This is a genomic window from Candidatus Kapaibacterium thiocyanatum, assembly GCA_001899175.1.
GTDB classification, from domain to species: Bacteria; Bacteroidota; Ignavibacteria; order Kapaibacteriales; family Kapaibacteriaceae; genus Kapaibacterium; species Kapaibacterium thiocyanatum.
Genome location: MKVH01000013.1, coordinates 136,662 through 156,963 on the forward strand (window position 1 = coordinate 136,662; position 20,302 = coordinate 156,963).

The 20,302-nt window shown below is 59.4% G+C and carries 17 protein-coding genes; 4 read left to right on the forward strand and 13 right to left on the reverse strand.

Annotation, left to right across the window (positions count from 1 at the left end; genetic code table 11):
• The first annotated feature begins 82 nt into the window (after positions 1–82).
• The gene (locus tag BGO89_02465) at positions 83–1,189 is read left to right on the forward strand and encodes a hypothetical protein (GenBank protein OJX59300.1); all 1,107 of its coding nucleotides are present in this window, start codon (positions 83–85) and stop codon (positions 1,187–1,189) included.
• Here the strand turns inward: BGO89_02465 and BGO89_02470 are convergent.
• The 4 genes from BGO89_02470 to BGO89_02485 form a co-directional block, all read right to left on the reverse strand.
• Entirely contained in the window at positions 1,171–3,915 is a 2,745-nt protein-coding gene (locus BGO89_02470) for a hypothetical protein (protein OJX59301.1), read from the reverse strand. The two genes, BGO89_02465 and BGO89_02470, sit on opposite strands and share 19 nt — an antisense overlap.
• Before the next feature lie 43 nt (positions 3,916–3,958).
• Positions 3,959–5,623: a methylcrotonoyl-CoA carboxylase gene (locus BGO89_02475; protein ID OJX59302.1), complete on the reverse strand. Its 1,665-nt coding sequence runs from the start codon at positions 5,621–5,623 to the stop codon at positions 3,959–3,961.
• A gap of 79 nt (positions 5,624–5,702) precedes the next feature.
• Positions 5,703–6,068: a preprotein translocase subunit SecG gene (locus tag BGO89_02480; GenBank protein OJX59303.1), complete on the reverse strand. Its 366-nt coding sequence runs from the start codon at positions 6,066–6,068 to the stop codon at positions 5,703–5,705.
• Positions 6,069–6,129: 61 nt separating this feature from the next.
• A complete protein-coding gene (locus BGO89_02485) occupies positions 6,130–7,239 on the reverse strand; it encodes a hypothetical protein (GenBank protein OJX59304.1) in 1,110 nt (369 codons plus the stop codon).
• Between the two features lie 35 nt (positions 7,240–7,274).
• On the opposite strand from BGO89_02485, the gene BGO89_02490 reads away from it, so the two are divergent.
• Together BGO89_02490 and BGO89_02495 are read left to right on the forward strand one after the other, a co-directional pair.
• Positions 7,275–7,835, forward strand: coding sequence for a hypothetical protein (locus BGO89_02490; GenBank protein ID OJX59305.1), 561 nt, complete (start codon positions 7,275–7,277; stop codon positions 7,833–7,835).
• A 67-nt stretch (positions 7,836–7,902) separates the two neighbouring features.
• Positions 7,903–8,793: a hypothetical protein gene (locus BGO89_02495; GenBank protein OJX59306.1), complete on the forward strand. Its 891-nt coding sequence runs from the start codon at positions 7,903–7,905 to the stop codon at positions 8,791–8,793.
• 32 nt (positions 8,794–8,825) lie between these two features.
• Here the strand turns inward: BGO89_02495 and BGO89_02500 are convergent, their stop codons facing one another.
• The 6 genes from BGO89_02500 to BGO89_02525 form a co-directional block, all read right to left on the reverse strand.
• Complete coding sequence (locus tag BGO89_02500) at positions 8,826–9,494, reverse strand: hypothetical protein (GenBank protein OJX59307.1); 669 nt, start codon at positions 9,492–9,494, stop codon at positions 8,826–8,828.
• A gap of 144 nt (positions 9,495–9,638) precedes the next feature.
• Positions 9,639–10,649 (reverse strand): peptide ABC transporter substrate-binding protein, encoded by a 1,011-nt coding sequence (locus tag BGO89_02505; protein ID OJX59308.1) that lies wholly within the window; start codon positions 10,647–10,649, stop codon positions 9,639–9,641.
• Positions 10,646–11,647, reverse strand: a complete 1,002-nt coding sequence (locus BGO89_02510) for a dipeptide/oligopeptide/nickel ABC transporter ATP-binding protein (protein OJX59309.1) — start codon at positions 11,645–11,647, stop codon at positions 10,646–10,648. Before BGO89_02510 ends, BGO89_02505 begins: the two co-directional genes overlap by 4 nt.
• Positions 11,647–12,765, reverse strand: coding sequence for a hypothetical protein (locus tag BGO89_02515; GenBank protein ID OJX59310.1), 1,119 nt, complete (start codon positions 12,763–12,765; stop codon positions 11,647–11,649). Before BGO89_02515 ends, BGO89_02510 begins: the two co-directional genes overlap by 1 nt.
• A 6-nt stretch (positions 12,766–12,771) precedes the next feature.
• The gene (locus BGO89_02520; GenBank protein ID OJX59311.1) at positions 12,772–14,007 is read right to left on the reverse strand and encodes a hypothetical protein; all 1,236 of its coding nucleotides are present in this window, start codon (positions 14,005–14,007) and stop codon (positions 12,772–12,774) included.
• A gap of 3 nt (positions 14,008–14,010) precedes the next feature.
• Positions 14,011–16,029, reverse strand: a complete 2,019-nt coding sequence (locus BGO89_02525) for a hypothetical protein (GenBank protein OJX59312.1) — start codon at positions 16,027–16,029, stop codon at positions 14,011–14,013.
• A 97-nt stretch (positions 16,030–16,126) separates the two neighbouring features.
• On the opposite strand from BGO89_02525, the gene BGO89_02530 reads away from it, so the two are divergent.
• Complete coding sequence (locus BGO89_02530) at positions 16,127–17,059, forward strand: hypothetical protein (GenBank protein OJX59313.1); 933 nt, start codon at positions 16,127–16,129, stop codon at positions 17,057–17,059.
• Here BGO89_02530 and BGO89_02535 read toward each other — a convergent pair.
• The 3 genes from BGO89_02535 to BGO89_02545 form a co-directional block, all read right to left on the reverse strand.
• Positions 17,048–18,403, reverse strand: a complete 1,356-nt coding sequence (locus BGO89_02535) for a hypothetical protein (protein ID OJX59314.1) — start codon at positions 18,401–18,403, stop codon at positions 17,048–17,050. The two genes, BGO89_02530 and BGO89_02535, sit on opposite strands and share 12 nt — an antisense overlap.
• Before the next feature lie 19 nt (positions 18,404–18,422).
• Positions 18,423–18,935, reverse strand: a complete 513-nt coding sequence (locus BGO89_02540; protein ID OJX59315.1) for a hypothetical protein — start codon at positions 18,933–18,935, stop codon at positions 18,423–18,425.
• A gap of 96 nt (positions 18,936–19,031) precedes the next feature.
• Entirely contained in the window at positions 19,032–20,282 is a 1,251-nt protein-coding gene (locus BGO89_02545) for a hypothetical protein (protein OJX59316.1), read from the reverse strand.
• Positions 20,283–20,302: the final 20 nt, after the last annotated feature.

Here is a 20,302-nt window from a genome sequence, read left to right on the forward strand (position 1 = left end):
TCATTGATGAATGTTTCGTCATGGGGCACGTCAATTATTCGAAGTAATTTCGGGTCACAAACCTACGTAAACATTACGCTGCATGATCCTTCCGGTTCTATTCCTCTGTTCCGGCCTGTATCTGGCCCGCCTGATATTCTTCTGGCGAGGGGCCCTCAAGCGACCTCCGCTTTCACCTGCCACCAACGACCATCTCCATGTCAGCGTCATCGTTCCCGCGCGGGACGAGGAACGGAACCTGGAACGTTGTCTGATGGCCCTCGTAAGCAGCGATTACCCTGCCGACAAGCTCGAAGTCATCGTCGTCGATGATCGTTCGACCGATGGTACGGCAGCCATTCTCGACGATTTCGCTGCCCGCTATCCCATGATCCATGCCCTGCATCGCACCGAGGCAGACGTCCATGCGAATCTGAAGGGCAAGCCCGGCGCCCTGCAGCAGGGGTTCGATTCGGCGCATGGCGATGTCTTCCTGATGACGGACGCCGACTGTCTTCCTCATCCATCGTGGGTCCGCTCCATGACGGAGCCCTTCCGCGATCCCACCGTAGGAATGACCGCCGGTATGACGACGATACGGTGCATCTCGGTGCTGGATCACGTCCAGGATGTGGAATGGACGTATACCCAGACCATGGCACGCAGTGGTATCAACAATGGTGTGCCCCTCGGATGCTTCGGTAACGATCTCGGCATACGTGCGAGCCTGTACAAGGATCTCGGTGGGTACGGGAACATTCCGTTCAGTGTGACGGAAGACCTGGCCCTCCTGCAGACCGTTCATAATGCCGGATGGCATGTGCGGTATCTCTGCGAACCGATGGCCACGGTGGAAACCCTGCCCGTATCGACCCTCGGCGAATACTTCCGGCAGCGCCAGCGGTGGGCCCGCGGTGGTATGGCTCTCGGTGGACGTGCCGCGCTCTTCGTCATCTCGAGTCTGGCCGTATGGACGGGTATCCTCGTCTCCATCATCACGGCACAGTGGATGTGGCTCCTGGTCTTCTTCGCACTGCGGATCATCGGAGATTCCACGCTGATCGCCTATTCTGCCGTTCGTCTGAAGAGATACGGCCTGCTGCCCTGGATCGTACCCTCCGTGTCCCTCCTGCTGCTCACGGAAATCATGCTGCCCATTCTGGTCACCAGACGGACCGTCGTGTGGAAGAATCAGGTATTCCGTTCCTGACGGGTCACACGTTCCACGAGGGCTGCGAGCGGTTCGAAGTGACGTCCCGTATGGTGATGAAGGGCGGCTTCGCATGTGACATTGACGCCATAGTATCCGTCGATCCCACCGTCGATGGCATCGATCTCCCTGCTCATTTCCGCAATGGCACTTTTCACGAGCTCGGGATAGTGCAATCCTCTGTCGCCTGCCATACCGCAGCACGTGCTTGACGTCGGGATCACGACGTTACGTGCGCAACGCGCGGCGATGGACCGCATGAGCCCACCGGCACCGAGATGGGCCGTACCGCATCCCGGATGCAGGACGACACGGTCGAGAGGTTCCGTGATCGCGATGGTGGGCAGGATGTACGTCGCGAGAAAGCGTATGGGATCGAGGAGGTCGACGTCGTGCTCCGACGTCATCCCCTCGATGGTGGCCGCACAGGTGCTGGCGTCGACGACGACGGGAATCCTGCCATCGGACAGTACCGACAGACGTTCCATCGTGCGTTCCGCCACGATGGATGCGGCATCGTCATGACCGCGTGAGGAGAATACCTGGCCGCAGCACATGGTCGTGCATCCGGGTACGACGGCTGCACGCAGACCGGCGCGCCGTGCCAGCTCGATGTGGAGATCGACGAGGGAGGTACGGTCTTCCCGCGTTCCCATCCACCTCGAACCACAGGCCGGCATGAGCCAGATGTCGACGGTCGTCGGTTCCCCGGAACCGATCGGCGTCGGACGACCGAGATGACGATGCCACGTGGGGAAGCCGCGATAGTCGGAGTTGATCGCTGCCGTCATGGACTCCACGGCGTCGGCGCCGATGGCTGCGGCCGTGCCGTGAGCGATGGTCTGGGCGATGCGCGATGCGGCATCGACGATGTCGAAGTTCCGTGCGAGGAACCGCATCGTGATTCCACTACCCGCGCGTTCGCCACGCAGACGCTTGATCATCGATCCCGTATCGATACCGACCGGACATACGGTTGCGCACATTCCGTCCGTGGCGCACGTATCGATCCCATCGTAGCGATAAGCTCGTCGTATCGGGCCGCGCAATGCGGGTTCGATGACTTCCTCGCGACGCAGGACGATGCGCTGACGGGGCGTGAGCGTGACTTCCCTGCTCGGGCATACATGCTCGCAGAATCCGCATTCGATGCAGCGGTCCGTTTCGGGATCCACTGAAGGTACGGGCTTGATGTTCCGGACGTAGGCGTCGGCATCGGTGTCGAGGATGACACCGGGATTCAGGATGTGGCGTGGATCGACGAGTTTCTTCAACCGCCACATGAGACCGTAGGCCTGCGTACCCCATTCCATTTCCACGAATGGCGTCATGTTGCGTCCGGTGCCGTGCTCGGCTTTCAACGATCCACCGTAATCGTTCACGACGATGCGGGCGATGTCTTCCATGAACCGACGATACTGGTTCACATCGTCCGCGGTCTCGAAGCGCTGATTGACGACGAAGTGGATGTTGCCGTCCTTGGCATGACCGAAGATGATGGCTTCCCTGTACCCATGCCGGTCGAACGCTGCATGCACAGCGCGTACGAGGTCCGCGAGATGGATGGGAGGGACCGCAATGTCCTCGTTGATCATCGTCGTCCCGGCAGGACGCATGGCGCCGATCGACGGCATGAGGCCTTTGCGGACCTTCCAGTACGAAGCCTGGATCGCAGGGTCGGTCGTCCATTCGGCAGGGCGTCGAAGAGGAAGGTTCGCCGTGAGCTCCCGTGCTGTCGTCATCGACGTCGATGCTTCGGACTCCGTCTCCGCCATGAATTCGACGAGTAACGCTGCGTTGCCCCGTTCCGCGCCGCGAACGGCATCGGGAACGTCTGCGAGCCTGCGTATGCTGAAGAGCGAAGCATCGTCCATCAGCTCCACCGCCGCCGCTCCCGCATCGCGCAGAGGTGTGATGGCAGCACAGGCATCGTCGAGATCGGCGAAGAGCAGAATGGACGTGATCTTGTGCCGCGGGTCGGCGACGGTACGGAAGACGACTTCCTCGATGAAGCCGAGCGTTCCTTCCGATCCCACCATCAGACGGCCGAGGATGCGTGCTGGCTCGTCCTCGTCGAGAAAGGCATTGAGCGAATACCCGACGGTATTCTTGATGCGATACTTGCTTCGTATACGATCCGTCATCGCCGTATCCGTACGGATCTCATCGCGCAACGCAGCGATACCTTCGTGGACAGTGGCTGCTTCCTTCCTCAGCACGGCATCGGCATCCGGATCGGCAGTACGGATGCGTGTGCCATCGGCAAGCATGTACGTCAGACTGTCGATGGTGTGGTAGGAGTTCTGTTCCGTGCCGCAGCACATGCCGCTGGCATTGTTCGCCACGATGCCGCCGATCATGCAGGCCATGATCGATGCGGGATCCGGACCGATCTTCCGTCCGTACGAGCGCAGGACGGCATTGGCCATACCTCCGCGTACGCCCGGTTCCACACGAAGGAGCCGGCCGTCGTCTTCAACGGCGCAGCGTTTGAAGTGCTGGGAGAGATCCACGAGGATTCCGTCGGTGACGGCCTGGCCGCTGAGACTCGTGCCTGCGGCCCTGAAGGTCAGGTGCTGTCCTGTACGGCCGCATTGCAGCAGCAGTTCCCGTACGTCGTCCGCGGAACGCGGCTGTACCACTGCCCTGGGCACGAGCCGGTACAGGCTCGCATCGTGAGCGAACTTCAGTCGATCGGTCAGTCGTTCCGAGATCGTATATGCCACGGATGTCTCCGTTTCAACGTCAGCGTATCGAACCGTATCGGCGTCAAACCTGGAAGACGCCGTTCTTCATGTCCGGGAGATCGTCGTTATGGGAGGCCACGGCGATACCGCGCGAGATGACGGCACGTGTGTCGGTGGGTGAGATGATGCCATCGACCCACAGGCGCGAAGCTGCGTGGATCGGTGTCGTCGTCTCGTCGTATTTCTTCTGTATCTCGTCGAGCATGGCCTTCCGTCCTGCTTCGTCGAGCTGTTGTCCCTGCTTTTCGAGAGCGGCCAGCCGGATGGTCAGCAGTGTCTTCGAGGCCTGTGCACCACCCATGACGGCGATCTGGGCCGTAGGCCAGGCATAGATGAAGCGCGGATCGTAGGCTTTGCCGCACATGGCATAGTTACCCGCACCGTAGCTGTTGCCCAGGATGATGGTGAACTTCGGTACGATACTGTTGGCAACCGCATTGACGAGCTTTGCACCGTCCTTGATGATGCCCCCTTGCTCGGCGCGCGTACCGACCATGAAGCCGGTGACGTCCTGCAGGAAGACGAGGGGAATACGGCGCTGGTTGCAGTTCAGGATGAAGCGCGCGGCCTTGTCGGCGCTGTCGGAATAGATCACACCGCCAACCTGCATCTCCCCCTTCGCGGAGCGCACGATCTCGCGATTGTTCGCGACGATGCCGACGGCCCAGCCGTCGATACGGCCATAGCCGCAGACGATGGTCTTGCCGTAGTCGGCCTTGTACTCGTCGAATTCACTTCCGTCGAGCAGACGCGCCAGCAACTGGTGCGTATCATAGGGCTTACTGCGTACGTCCGGCATGATGCCGTAGATCTCGTCCGCATCGTGAAGCGGGGCCACGGGCTCGGTCCGTGAGAACACGGCCTTCCTGCCCTTCGACGGTGCGAACTTGTCCACGAGCGAACGGATCGTGCGGATCGCTTCTTCGTCGTTGGCGACCTTGTAGTCCACAACGCCGCTGATGGACGAATGCATCGTGGCGCCGCCGAGCGGCTCGATATCCGTCTTCTCGCCGATGGCGGCCTCGACGAGGGCCGGGCCTGCAAGGAAGACGCTGCCCGTACCTTCCACGATCAACGCTTCGTCGCTCATGATAGGCAGATAGGCTCCACCGGCGACGCACGGACCCATGATCGCGGCGATCTGCGGCACTCCGAGGGCCGAGAGCATGGCGTTGTTGCGGAACTGCCTGCCGAAGTGTTCCTTGTCTGGAAATATTTCGTCCTGCATCGGCAGATAGACACCTGCGGAGTCAACGAGATAGATGATGGGCAGTCTGTTCTCCAGGGCGATTTCCTGGGCACGCATGTTCTTCTTCGCCGTCATCGGGAACCAGGCACCTGCCTTGACAGTGGCATCATTGGCAACGATCATGCATTCACGGCCGCTCACGACCCCTACCCCAGTGACGACACCGGCGGACGGTGCGCCGCCTTCTTCTTCGTACATACCATGGGCGGCGAACAGGCCCACTTCGAGGAAGCCGGAGTTCTCGTCGAGAAGCATATGGATACGCTCGCGTGCGGTGAGCTTGCCCTTGGCACGATGCCGTTCGATGGCCTTCTTGCCCCCACCGAGCATCTCTCGTTCACCCTTGGCGTCGATCACCCGCATGATCTGACGGTTGGCGTCGTAGTTCTTTTCGTACGTGAAGTCGTGGTTGATCGCGGAACCGATCACGCGTGCCATGGTAACACCGTAGGATGGAATTGGCGGATACGAAAAAGGCGTTCACACGGAACGCCTTTCAACATCATGTCGACGTTGGTCACTTGCCTTGTTGTGCGGGTTGCTGCTGCTGGGGCTGCTGTTGTTGCGGTTGCTGACCGGGAGCGGGAGCGCTCGGTACGGCGACGGGCATTTCGGCACCCTGCGTGACAGGTGCGCGTTCGGCAGTACCCGTGGGCAGGAAGACCTTGTTGATGACGATGGACAGCAGCATGATGGCGACGGCGAGACCGATCGTGACGTTCTGGAGAACGTTACGGCCTTGTCGAACGCCGAACAGGTTGTTCATCTGACCACCGAGGCCACCCATACCGGAGACCATGTCGGCTTTGCCGGGTTGGATCAGCACCGCGCCGATGAGGAAGATCGACATGATCACGCAGAGGATGACGAGGAAGATTTCCATGTTGGGTCTGGACGGAATGGTTGCTGGGATTATCGAGCCACAAAAGTACGCAGACCGCAGGTCATGGGCAACCCAGTCCCACGCAAATCGGTTTGCTGAAGTCCACGGCCCGTGCGCCGAACCAGGCCAGGAAGGTATCGTAGCGCTGCTCGTTCCTGACGAAGTAGTCGTTCATCTCCTGCTTGTCGCCCCATGAATACAGCCACCAGAAGTATTCGTTGATCCACCCGCCTTCAAGCACGGTGTTCTGCCATTGCAGGAGGTCGTTGGGATATTTCTCGAGATAGCCTGCCTTCACCCACGAGCGGATGAAGCGGGCCCTGAGGCTGACGAGCTGGGCGATGGAGAGGCGTGGAATCCTCCCCTGCCCCGGAGCCGAAAGGTACTGTGCTGATACGGCCACGTTGTATTCGAAGGCCGTGGGGAAGTTCATCGCACTGGCATCGCGCGGATTGGGCTGGTTCAGCAGGGCGTCCGAACAGAGATTGATGGGATCGGTGGAATCCCCGATCGCCAGGGCGCTGTTCCAGGTATCGAAGAGTAGCTTGCTGATCTCGCGGGTACGATAGGTAGAACGTTCGGCCATGAGGAATATCTCACCGTAGAGGACGGCCCAGATCTTGTCCGGACGGTCCACGTGGGCCTTGCAGAGCCAGTAGTAATTGGTCGCGAAGGCCGGTTCCACCTGCGTGCCCTTAAGCCAGTAGTCCACGGCTTCCTTCCTGTTGCCGTCGATGAAGGCGGCGGCACCGAGTTCGTAATGCAGACGTCCCGACTTCGGATATGCCTTCAGCCCTTCACGGTAATATGGAAGGGAGCGAGACGAATCGTCGAGAAGGTCGTAACAGTTCCCCATGAGCTGATAGCCCCGATCGAGCAGTGACGTATCCCTGTAGATCGGCTCCAGAAGTTCGATGGCGCGTTTGTAGTTCTTCGTCATGGCGATGGCAATGACACGTTCGTACTGGAACGGGATGTTCTTCGGATCCAGCGCCAGTGCCTTGTCCCATGCAGCCAGGGCCGCCTCGGCCTGGTTACGGTTCATGTAGTCGATGGCTTTCTGCGCTTCCACCTGGGCCCTGTCCTTGTCCGTCTGTGCATGGATGGCGAAGAGGGGCAGGATAACAGTGACGAGAAATGTGATCCAGCGGCTTTTTTGCGATCTTGGCATGGGGGGTGCATGTTGTTAATATCGAGGAACGTCACATGAACAGCGTCCTGGCGACTATGACGATGGTCCTGATCGTCGCCATCTTCCTGACCGGTTGCCTGACGGTCGAAAAGAAATCCTACAAGATTACGATGACGGGGGAACAATCCGGCAAGTGCACGATCACCTACTACAACATCGTGTCGACGAAGGATGACGGCAAGGATATATCGTTCAAGGACTATGCCGAGCTGGTGACCGACTATCTCGAAGGTACGAAGCTCGAAGATGAACTGGTAGGATGTCGTAACGTCACGAAACGTCTGTACACACAGGGCGACAAGCTCTGCGGTGAAATATCCTTCGACTTCGACAGTCTTTCGACCGTCCGGATGTATCGCTACAATGCCGCCGCCCCGTTGATGATGTACGTATCCGGGCTCAGCAACGAGACGTATGCCACCAGCAACGGTACGTGGGGTGGAGAACGAATGCCGGTCGTATTCTGGGCGGCGAATGCGAAGGAGCTGACGTTGCAGAATACGGTCACGGAGATCGACACGGGACACGTGGGCCTGGCTCCGCAGTACGAACAGTGGAAACACATGAAACGATGAGGGGTACCTTCCCGTCGGTACGCGGCAGTGGTCGCACATTCATTGGAACATCCACGAACGACACAGGATGACGATGCTACGCTTTTCGATGATGATGATCTGTACGATCTGTATCGGTTGTGCCGGAACGGGCATGAAGAAGGCGGCCACACCTCCGAGTCTTCTCTGGCGTGTACAGGTTCCGGACGGAACGCAGTCCTACGTCTTCGGTACGATTCACGTCCGCGACTCGTCGATCTTCATGCAGCGCGACTCCATCCTGATCCTGATGCAACGTTGCAAGGATCTCTATGCGGAGCTGAATCTCGATTCGGCCGCCTCGTCCCTCGATCCCTCCGCGATGATGATTCCGGGCGGGAAGACGCTGAAGGACCTGTACTCGCCCGCGGACTATGACCTGATCATGAAGGCGCTGAAGGAGAAGCTGGGACCGATGGCCGTCATGGCCGATATGCTGAAGCCCGCCGCCATCGTGGCCCTGCTCAGCCTGGATGGAATGGAGACGACTGCCGATCAGGGAATGGACGAATTCCTGTGGTCGGAAGCGCGTCGACGGGGTCTTGATGGACGGAGCCTTGAAACGGTGGACGAACAGCTTTCCGCGCTGGACGCGATGCCGAACGAGATGCTGACGGAGTTCGTCAAATCCATGGGTGAACAGGATTCATCGTCGAAGGCGCTGCTGAAGGCCTATATCGGTGAAGATCTTTCGTCCATCGACGATCAGATGAAGGAACTCGACGCATACGGTCAGTTCTCCGCGGCCATCAACACGCGCCGCAATGCGCGTATGGCCGACCGGCTGCAGGCAGTCATGAGATCGAAGCCGGTCTTCGTCGCCGTGGGCGCTGCACATCTGCCGGGTAGCAAGGGGCTGCTCGCCGAGCTACGTGAACGGGGCTTCCTCGTCTCCCCCGTTCTCGGTGGACGTCGCCTCGATATCAGAACGATGAAATGATCGTGTGAGATGCTGGCCACACCGACTGGACGTCAGGGTACGCCAAGGACGATCTTCCGTATGACGGATGCGCGGCGCTGCAACGTCGCCACGTACCCGCCGGGTTGCAGGGAAGGCCCCGCGAACGGTGTATCGAAGGTGTGGGTAGCCGTCGGCTGCAGGATGCCTGCCGCATCGTGAATCGATACCCTCCAGCGATCATCCCTGTCGTCGTCGATGCCGATACGCCATGCACCACGGATAGGCTTGGGGGCTACGCCCATACCGGAAATAGTTACGGACGATATATTCTCATCGCTTATGGAGACGATGGACGACAGGACCGTGCGTGCCGCTTCGGCCAATGCGATGGCGCGTGTCACTGCTGCTTCTTCGAATACCTTCGCCGGAAGGTAGAGAGAGGCCGTCGTATTGGTAATGGAGGTGCGGACGAGGATGACGTTCGTCAATGGTCCTTGCGACCACGAGTACAACGACTGTCTGAACTGCAGTCCGGGAGGAAATCCCGTTTCTGCGGCAATGTCCTCGCCTTCCCCGTAGTACGCCAGGTCTCCGTCGTGGAAGCTGGCGGTCAGATCTTCATCGCCGAAGCCGCGACCGATGGTGACCTTGTACCGATCGGCGAGGTGTGAACACGTCCTGATTCTGCGAGTTGCGGAGCCAGATGTTGCCCGACATTCCCCGTGCGATGCCGAAGCCACCGATCCCGATGCTGGAACGCGTGAATTCGCAAGGACTCGTTGTCGTGGACAAGGTATGTTCCCTGCCCCCGGAGCGATGCCGACGAACGGAGAAGAGCCAGTATCGTCGCTCCACGAACGAGGTTCACGGGCAGGATCACGGGATCACTCCACGTATGGACAGGCGACGATCGCTCCGCTCTTCTTGGACTGCATTGGAGGCACCGCATTCGCGCAGTCCGGTCTTGCGATCGGACAACGCGTCCGGAAGCTGCAACCGCTCGGTTTGTTGAGCGGTGTCGGAATGTCCCCTTCGAGCATGATGCGTTGCTTGTCCTTGCGATGCGGATCGGGCTCCGGTACTGCGGAGATGAGTGCTCGTGTATACGGATGCGTCGGGTCGAAATAGACGTCGTCAGCCGAACCGATCTCCACCATGCTACCGAGGTACATCACGGCGATACGCTGGGAGATGTGGTAGACGACGGAGAGGTCGTGAGCGATGAAGAGATAGGACAGGCCGAATTCCTTCTGCAGGTCGTCCATGAGATTGACGACCTGGGCCTGCACCGACACGTCGAGAGCTGATACCGGTTCGTCACAGACGATCAGGTCGGGATTGGTGGCCAGGGCACGTGCGATGCCGATACGCTGGCGTTGTCCGCCGGAGAATTCATGCGGGAAGCGTGCTGCGTATTCGGGTTGGAGTCCTACCTTCTCGAGTAGCCATGCGACCTTGTCGTCGATCTGCTTCGACGACATCGACGAAGCCTTGTGCAGTTCGAGGGGCTCACCCACGATCTGGCGCACGGACAGACGCGAGTTGAGCGACGAGTACGGATCCTGGAATATCATCTGGATCTTCTGCCTGAAGGACTTCAGATCCTTCTCGCGCAGCTCCAGGAGGTTCGTCTTCGTGCCGTCTTCCGCGAAGTAGTTGATCTCGCCGCCGAGCGTGACGTCCGGCGACACATGACGAAGGACATTGACGATGGCGCGGCCGACGGTCGTCTTGCCGCAACCGGATTCCCCTACCAGACCGAGCGTCTCACCACGATTGATCGTGAAGCTGATGCCGTCGACCGCCTTGACGTCCGCCACGCGGCGCTGGAACACACCGCCGAATACCGGGAAGTAGACTTTCAGGTCCTTGATTTCAAGCAACGGCTTGCTCATGCTGATACTCCGGCAGGCTCTACGAGATGGCAACGGACGGAATGGCCGGGGACGATTTCACGCAACGGCGGTTCTTCCGTATCGCACTTGGCGATCTTCACTTCGCATCGCGTGCAGAATTTGCAGCCGACAGGAAGGTTCTGGATACTCGGGACGTTGCCTGGAATGGCCTGCAGACGCTGGTGCTTGGAACGTTCCTTCTCGGGACGCGGAATGGAGTTCAGCAGCCCCTTCGTATATGGATGGAGCGGCGAGTCGAAGAGGTCCTGGACCGTCGCCACTTCCTGGATCTTGCCGCCGTACATGACGATGACGCGATGGCACAGTTCGGCGACCACGGCAAGATCATGCGTGATCAGCACGATGGCCGCTTCCTTGCGGCGGGTCTTGAGTTCGAGCATCAGCTCCAGGATCTGTGCCTGGATGGTCACGTCGAGTGCGGTCGTCGGCTCGTCGGCGATCAGCACGGCCGGATTGCATGCGAGGGCGATGGCGATCATCACGCGCTGGCGCATACCGCCGGAGAACTGGTGCGGATAGTCGTTGATACGCTTCTCGGGATCGGGGATGCCCACTGCACGCAGCATCTCGATGGCGCGCAGGCGCGCTTCCTTCGCCGACAGCTTCTCGTGAGCCTGCAATACTTCGGCGATCTGCATACCGACACGGAAGACGGGATTCAGCGACGTCATCGGCTCCTGGAAGATCATGGCGATCTCCTTGCCGCGGATCTTGTACATGTCCTGATAGGACAGCTTGACGATGTCCATGCCCTTGTACTTGATCTCACCGCCCATGATGCGTCCCGGAGGATCCGGAATCAGCTTCATGAGCGACAGGGCCGTAACGGACTTGCCGGAGCCCGATTCGCCCACGATGCCGAGCACTTCACCCTTGAAGACATCGAACGAAACGCCGTCGACGGCCTTCGCCCAGTTGCCTTCGATATTGAAGTAGGTCTTGAGGTCGCGGACCTCGACGAGTGGTTCCTGTGTCATTAGCGCAGACGCGAGAATACTTTCGGATCGAATGCCTCACGAACGCCTTCTCCGATGAAGACGACGAGCGTGAGGGTGAAGAACATGGCCGCCATGGGAACCATGACGAGCCAGTACTTGGTAAGGTACTGAAGGCCGACACCGATCATCTGTCCCCACGACGGCGTTGGCGGAGCGAGTCCGAAGCCGAGGAAGTCGAGGCTGACGAGCGCTGTGATGGCTGCCACGAGAGCGAACGGGAAGAACGTGATGACGGGTACCAGCGTATTCGGGAAGATGTGCTTGAGGAGGATCTTGCGCGTCGGAACACCGATCGACACCGCTGCCGCCACGTAGTCCTTCGACTTCTCGCGGTAGAACTGTGCCCGCATCTGCGTACAGATGGCCATCCACGCGAAGATGGTGAGGAAGACGGTGAGGAGCAGGAAGGTCGGCTCCACGAAGCTGACGGCGATGATGATCAGGAAGAGGAACGGCAACGAGCTCCATATTTCCAGGAAGCGCTGCATCAGCATGTCGAACCATCCTCCGATATAGCCCATGAGGGCGCCGATGGGAATGCCGATCAGGTATTCGAGGATGGCCACGAGCAGGGCGAAGGACAGTGATACGTTGAAACCGTAGGACATGCGCGACAGGACATCGCGGCCCCGGTCATCCGTACCGAGCCACCGCGAACGTCCGTTCGGGTCGGCCTGGAAGGGTTCGAGGAATTTCTCGTTTCCGGTCGTCGTGAAGTCTTCGTTGGGCCCGAACGGATAGAGGGGCATCAGCACCCAGTTGTCCCCGTTCTGCTTCTCGAAGCGTTCCTGGAGTGCACGGTAGTCGCACTCGCCATTCTCCCCCGTCATACCGAAGGTCGTGCCACTGAAGAAGCTCGATGGCTTCAACGATTCGATGGGGATGATGCTGGCGATGAAGTCGCGGCCCGCCGGCGAATACCACTCCCCTTCGTAGCTGACGACGAGGGCCTTGTTGTTCACGGCCAACGGCAGAAGGAACGACAGGAGGTACGAGACCGCCAGGATGATGAGCGAGTAGTAGCCTCGGCGCAACGTCTTGAACTTGCGCCAGCGGCGTTGGTTGATGGTTTGAGGTTTGGATGGAGTCGCACTCATGGCAGCTTACCGGAAGCGGATGCGCGGGTCGACCAGCGCAAGCATGAAGTCTGAGATGATCGAACCGACCAGCGTCAGGATGACGTTGATGACGGTGAAGGCGAAGAAGACGTTCGAATCGCGATAGACGATGGCCTCGAACGACAGCTTGCCGATTCCGTCGATGTTGAAGGCAACCTCGATGAGATAGTTGCTGGCGAGCAGCACGGAGATGACGCTACCGATCGTGGCCATCAGCGGAATGATGGAGTTGCGCATGCCGTGCATCCAGATCACGCGCGATTCGCGCAGACCCTTGGCGTAGGCGGTACGGATGAAGTCCTGTCCGAGCGTGTCCAGCAGCGAATTCTTCATGAGCATGGTGAGCGTCGCGAAGCCGCTGATGGTATAGGCGATGGTCGGAAGGACGAAGTACCAGAGCCTGTCCCCTATCTTTTCGATCAACGACAGTTGATCATAGTCGTTGGACTGGAAGCCGCCCGTCGGGAATATCTGCAGGAAGGATCCGCCGCCAAGGAGGACGAGCAGCAATGCGCCCAGTGCCCAGCCCGGAATGGAATAACCCACGAAGACGGCACTCGACGAAATGACGTCGAACGTGCTCCCATGGCGCAGCGCCTTCTGCACACCGAGGTAGAAGCAGATGATGTAGCTGAGGATGAAGCCGATCAGCCCGAACTGCATCGATACGTGGATGCGGTCCATGATCAGTTCCGTCACGGGCTTGCGATACTGGAAGGACCGGCCGAAGTCGAACGTGAGAAGTCCACTGCGTTCGAGTCGATAGACCCACACGCTGTTGGCCGTCTTCGACGGATCGATATGCCATTCGTCGAGTCTGACGCTCTGGTTCTCGTATTCGAAGACGGCGAGCTGGCCTGTCGCGTCCTTCTTGACGATGACGCGATGCCCTTCGCCGACGTTACGCGGCTCGCCGATGGCGGCCTGGTAGTCGTCGACCGGGCGAGGCCACGTTCCGAGCCAGATGAGGTAACGCTTCCAGATCGGTTCGTTGACCTGATGATAGCGTTGCAATGCCTCGAGCTGACTCGGTGGAATCGCCATCCCCTCGGTACCGAGGGCACTTCCCGCACCCTCGGCGCCGTTGCCCTTCTTCAGGGCATTCAGTTGCTGCTCGTACGCGCCACCGGGAGCGTACTGGACGATGAAGAAGACAACGATCGTACAACCAAGGAACGTCGGAATCGCCAGAAGCAGACGCCGAATAAAGTACTGGAGCATGTGTTAGCGTTTGTACTGTTTCCAGAACTTCATTTCGATGACCGACTTCGGATCGGCGAGAGCGCTCTTGTTCTTGCGCGCTTCGTCCAGGGCCTGCTGCTTGGCCGGATCGTGCCACCACGTCGTGGCGATCGTGCGATAGGCATAGGCGAGCTGGGCATACCTGGGCAGACCGTACTCCGGCATGCCGAAGCGGTTCCAGTGCGCTACGCGGATCCCCTTGGGATTCCACCAGAAGCTGGACATGTAGGTCTGATAGGCCAGACCGTCGATCTCGCGGATGATTTCGATCTGATGCTTGATGTCGAACGTCGAATCGTATTCGGCGCAGAGCTGATCCACGCGGGCGCTCTTGAAGCCCTGGATGTTGTTGTTGTCGTTCTGGTCGGCCAGCTTGCTGAGGAGCGACGTTTCGGGATTGGGGGTGACGAGGCCACCGTATCCGTAGGCGAAGATCGTGAAGTTACGTTCGTCGACGTTCTTGAGGATGGCGTTCCAGTCCATGAACTTCAGCTTGAGATCGATACCGGCCTTGCGGAGTTCCTGCTGATACGGCGTCAGGAAGCGCTCCAGCGGCTTCTGGATCGGCAGTTCGATCACGAACGGCTTGCCGTTCTTGGTAAGGAGACCATCCGAGTTACGCGTTGCCCATCCTGCTTCGGCCAGCAGCTTCTGCGCCTGCTCCGGATCGTACTGCACGGGCGGGTTGGAAGGGTTGGCGTATACGGTGTTCGGTTGGAAGGTATTGTAGATTTCGTAGTCGTTGTACAGCAGCTTTTCGACGACGGCCGCACGATTGTACAGCATCTGGAAGGCCTTGCGGATGCGGATGTCGTCGAACGGCGGCTTGCGCATGTTGAAGGTGACGCCCTGCGTACCCATCGGACCGTCCGTATACATACGACGGCGCAGAACCCAGCCGTTCTTGAGGGCATCGTACGTGGTATCGTTGATCCACTTCTCCGTGGTCATCATGTTGAACCGATACATGTCGGATTCACCGGACTTGAACTTCTCGTATTCGAGAATTGGATTGTCCTTGACCACGAGAACGTTGATGCGATCGAAGTTACCGGTACCCTTGTTCATGGGATAGTCCTTGGCCCAGTAGTCGTCACGGCGCGTCATTGCATAGGACTGGCCGGCCTTGATGTCGGACTCGAGGGCGATGTATTCGCCCGAGCCGGACGGCATGTTCATGTTGTACTTCTCGAGGAATTCCTTGCCCGTGAGATTGCCGATCTCGTGCGACGGCAGGATGAACATCCCCGTACCGAAATACAGGAGGTCACGGAAGTTGACGGTCTTGGCCTTCACTTCGACGATGTACTTCGACTTCGCGACGGGCGTCTCGAACTTGCCGTAGACGAGGTTGAGCGCTGGTTCGAGGATGGACGGATCGACGAGCAGCTTCCACGTCGCCACCACGTCTTCTGCCGTCACCGGCTTGCCGTCGGCGAAACGTGCGTTCGGATCGATACGGAAGGTGAACGTCTTCTTGTCGGTGCCGATCTTCCAGTGCGTCGCGATGCCGGGAGCATAGTCCAGCGTGATAGGATGCTGCGAGATCAGTGTCTCATAACAAATGGCGGCAATATCCTGCGTGTTGACCGTCGTGGAACCCTGGCCATACGGACGGAACGTGTTCGGGAACGAGCTTTCCGTATAGGATATCTGACCACCGGTCTTCGCATTCGGATCGGAGACGAGCTTGATGTCTTCGTCGGTCGGCACATAGGTCACGAATCCCATACCTTCGGCGATCTTTTCGAATCCCGCGCCACCGAGGGAGTCCGGTACGCTCGGATCTGCTCCGGGCGGCGTATCGAACTTTTTCCACGTGTTCTTGACGTTGAGGGAATCTGAAGGGGTCGTTGTCTTCCGGCCGCAACCGGAAAGAGCGAGCGATACGACGGCGACAGCCAGTATCGTCAACGAGAAAAGACCAGGATGCCGACGGACCATGATCGTGGTGCTCCAAATTGTGTAGGCATGCGTATGCGTCAACGGATCGAACAGCAAATATACGTGGCGCCGTTTCCACAGGCCAAGTTTTTGTTTTGCTCACGAAGAGCGCAATTTCGCATATCTCCATGCATCATCAACGTATACGCCCTTCATGAAGACGATCCTCCCCGAAGACCTTCCCCATCGTGATCGCCACCAGTTGCTGCTCAGCGGCGTCGCCCCCCGTCCCATCGCCTTCGTCGCCAGTCAGGACCGTGAAGGACACGTCAATCTGAGCCCGTTTTCCTTCTTCAACGCCTACTCGTCGAGGCCTCCGATCGTGGCCATCGGACCGGCCGTGAGCGCCCGTACGGGTGTGGCGAAGGACACGTGGCTGAACATTCTGGAAACGGGTGAATGTACCATCAGCGCCTGCACCTATTCGATGGTGGAAAGCGTGAACCTGGCCTCGTGCGAGTACCCGCGAGGCGTGGACGAATTCGTGAAGTCGGGCTTGACGAAGCGTCCTTCGTCGTATGTGACCCCGCCCGGTGTAGCCGAGTCCCCGTTCATCATGGAATGCCGGCTGATGGAAAGCATCGAGCTGCGGCGCGATATCGGCGGCAACGGTAATATCCTGTTGCTGGAAGCCATCTGCTTCCATGTATCGGACAGCGTCATGGTGGATGGACGCATCGATCCGCGGCGGATGGATCTGGTCGCCCGCATGGGCTACAATTACTACAGCCGGGTGTCGCCCGAGGCCGTCTTCGAAGTGCACAAGCCCACATGGAACGGTATCGGCGTGGATGCGCTGCCCGATCATATCCGCGAAAGCGACATCCTTACCGGAAACGATCTGGCGAAGCTCGCAGGCGTCCAGGTATTACCCATGCTCGATGGATCCTTCCCGACCTTCACGTCGGAGTTCACGGCGGATTCCATCGATGTCGAACTGGCCGCCGGCAAGCCTGAAGCCGCACTCTATGTGTTCATGAATTCAGGACAACGCCACGACAGGAATGCCCGGCACCGTATCGCGCAGGAATTCCTCCGCAAGGCGATGGTGGACGAAGCCTGGCAGACCCTGCTCCTAATGGAGTAAGGATGCGGTGTGGATCGTCGACGTCGTGCGGACGACGATACGGTAGGCGCCCGACGGCAACATGCGCGTGTCGATCTGGAAGCGTACCGCACGGCCGTCGCGTTGTGAAGGCTGGGCCGCCATCAGCATGCGTCCGGTGACGTCGTAGAGTTCGAGACCGATCTCCCCCGCGTCGTCCGTAGCCACGACGATGGATGCGACGTCGACGACGGGATTGGGTGCGATGCTGACACCGGCGACAGGCCTGCCGCCGTCCTCGTTCACGCCGGTCGTGATGATGCCCGACTTGAATACGCCGTGACCGTACGTGCCGCAGTAGGCGGCCATCTTTCCTGTCGGGAGCTGATCACGCGTCAGTTCGACGGTGCGTACGATGACGTCCTGAGGAAGACCGTCGTTCCACTGTTCCCAGCCATCGCCCCAGTTATTGGAGACGAGGATACCTCTCGTGTCGGCCGCAGCGAGAAGGGCGCTGCCCCACGTCGGATGTTCGAGAATGCGCCAGATGCGCGTGTTCTCCGTTCCCTTCAGCCTGAACCACGTGCGTCCGGTATCGTTGCTCTTGAACATGCCGGTGCCGACGCTGGACGTGCCGACGATGGAGTCCGTACCACAGTAAACGACGTTGGAGTGGAAGCGCGAGGGCCATACGCAGAGGACACGCTTGCCTTCGAGGCCGATGGAATCCTTGGACCATGTGACGCCGTTGTCCCGTGACCACAACACGCCCGGCAGGCCGCGACCGTCACCGGCCATGAAGACCAGGGCCGTGTCGGCTTCGCTGATGGCGATGCTGCGTGTGGATACCGGCTCGTTACCCGGGCGTACGAGCGTCTTGCACGAATCGGTCGACGTCTGGAAACCATCGCTGGTATTGACCTGTGCCGTCATGATCAGCGGCGGATCGTAGGCACGCACGAGGAACTGTTCGATCTTCATGAGGTCGTTCTCCGGTTGCGTCGACCACTCTTCACCGGCATTGGTGGAGCGGACGAGGCCTCCGGTGAAGGAGAAGGGCTTGATGACTGCAGCGATCCAGTAGCGGGAATCGGCGGGTAGACGGAGAATGTCGCGTACGGAATATCCCTTCAGGACCGGATCGCTCCACGTTCCCCCATCGTTGCTGCTGATGCGATAGCCCATTCCGGAATAGTATTCCATGTTGGCGTTCGCGTCTTCGTACAGCGGAGGTGCGGAATCGCCGCATACGACCAGGGCGTCGGGCGAGCTGAAGACCTTGATGCGATGTACGTAGGGTTCCGTTCCGGGCAGTGCTTTCCACGTCTGTGCCTGCGTCGCGGCGGTGAAAAGGGAGAGGGCGGCGAGAAGGATGATGTGTTTCATGTCGATATCGACGAGTTGGTCAATGAGTTGGTTCCACGGCGCACAGCAACGTGCCCTTTTCCACGGCGATCCCTTCCTGTGCGGTCAGATGCTGGATGATACCGGCGATCGGCGACTTGATGGCATTCTCCATCTTCATGGCCTCGAGCGTGAACAGGGTGTCGCCCTTCTTGACCGTCGTGCCGGTTGACGTGAGGATGGTCTTCAGAAGTCCGGGCATCGGTGCGGCCACGCGTACCACGCGCGACTGCGCGGCCGGCGAAGCCTGGAGGATGGCGAGAAGGGCGTCGTGACGTTCGTCGATGACCTTGGCGGTGTAGGTATAGCCACGCAGGGAAATGGCGACATGGCTGATGCCGTCGCTCGTGATAACGACGGGAACCGTCGTTCCGTCGATGTCCGCCTGCCATACATGGCGTCGTCCCGTCGGTTCGAGCCGTACCGTCATACCGTCCGTCGCTGCCGTACCCTTCGCATCGAGATCGACGGCTGCGGAACGGCCGTCGATCTCCGTTGAAACGATGAATCGCATTGGAATTTCAGTGTGATGTGACTGCGAAGATAGGCAGGCCGCAGGCGAGCACCAACATGTTTGGGAGGTGCGTGCACTCGTCGGAGCGATATGCATCTACGGCTTGCAGGTCATGAGGAAGAGACGTCCGCCGTACACGCCGAGGGCCTTGAACGCATCCGCCTTGACGTCGTAGACGGTCGGGCCCGCACTGTCGCACATGCGGCCAAGACGCATGATGTCGAGTTCGACGTCCCACATGACGAGCGTCGTGGCGGACGAGTATCCGACGTAGTGCTTCGTCGGATGGACTGCGAGCCGGGCGCCCGTGCTGACCCGTCCCTTGACACGATAGCGTTTGCCGTTGACGGCGAAGAACTCTTCGCTGTCGCGCCCGGCATAGACCAGGAAGGCACCGTTGTTCGAGAACGTCAACGGACCCGTTTCGAGTCCTGCCGAATAATCGGCGTTGTTGAACATGATGACCCTGGTACCGCGCCGCGTCGCACGATAGGCGACGAGCGGGTCTGCCGGGCTGAGCGTGACGTCCGAGATACCTTCCACGACCGGACTCATCCAGGGCTGGATGTAGTCATCCGTGTACATGTAGACGTAGGCCGGACCGGTGCTGGCCGCGGAGAATGCACAGACCGTTCCGGAAGGATTCACCTGGAGCATGTTCACGAAGGTCAGGTTGGATGCGAGTTCCTCGTCACCGAGATAGACCGTATATCGCGCTCCGTTTCCTATCGCATAGAACGGACGGGCATCGGCCCAGATACCTCCGAGCTGGATGCTCTCGCCTAGTGCGACGTCCTCACCGTTGCGGACCAGAGCCTGGGAGTTCCCGCGCTGGCCGACGTACCATACGGTGATCCCCGCCGGATCGAAGGCGAACGTACCCGTTGGATTCAGACATCGATAGGTTCGCTGGCCGTTCGTGAGTACGCGATCGGTTCCGTTGAGGACGACATACCAGAGCTCGTCGCTGGCCGGCGGATACATCAGCGATTCCAGCCCGGTTCCTTCGATATGCCTGCTTCCTTCGGCGGTGACGATGGACCATTGCGTGTTGCGTTCGCCGATGGTTCCCCAACTGGCTCCACTGCGGGAGAATATCGGTGGTTCGATCCTGTTGAACGGACCGTAGCGCTTGCCATCGACGTAGAGATGTTCTATTCCCTCGAACGGCTGCGTGATCGCCCACCAGTGTCCTGTGGAATCGATACCGTATTTGACGAGCGGTTCCTCGTTGCCGAGAAGCATCGTATCGGTACAGTCGGCATGCATCGTCGTGGTCGCACAGAGCATGACGAGCAGGACACTCAGGATCGCGGACGATGGTCGTGGGATGTTCGGCATGAGCATGGACGATGATCGATCGGGTT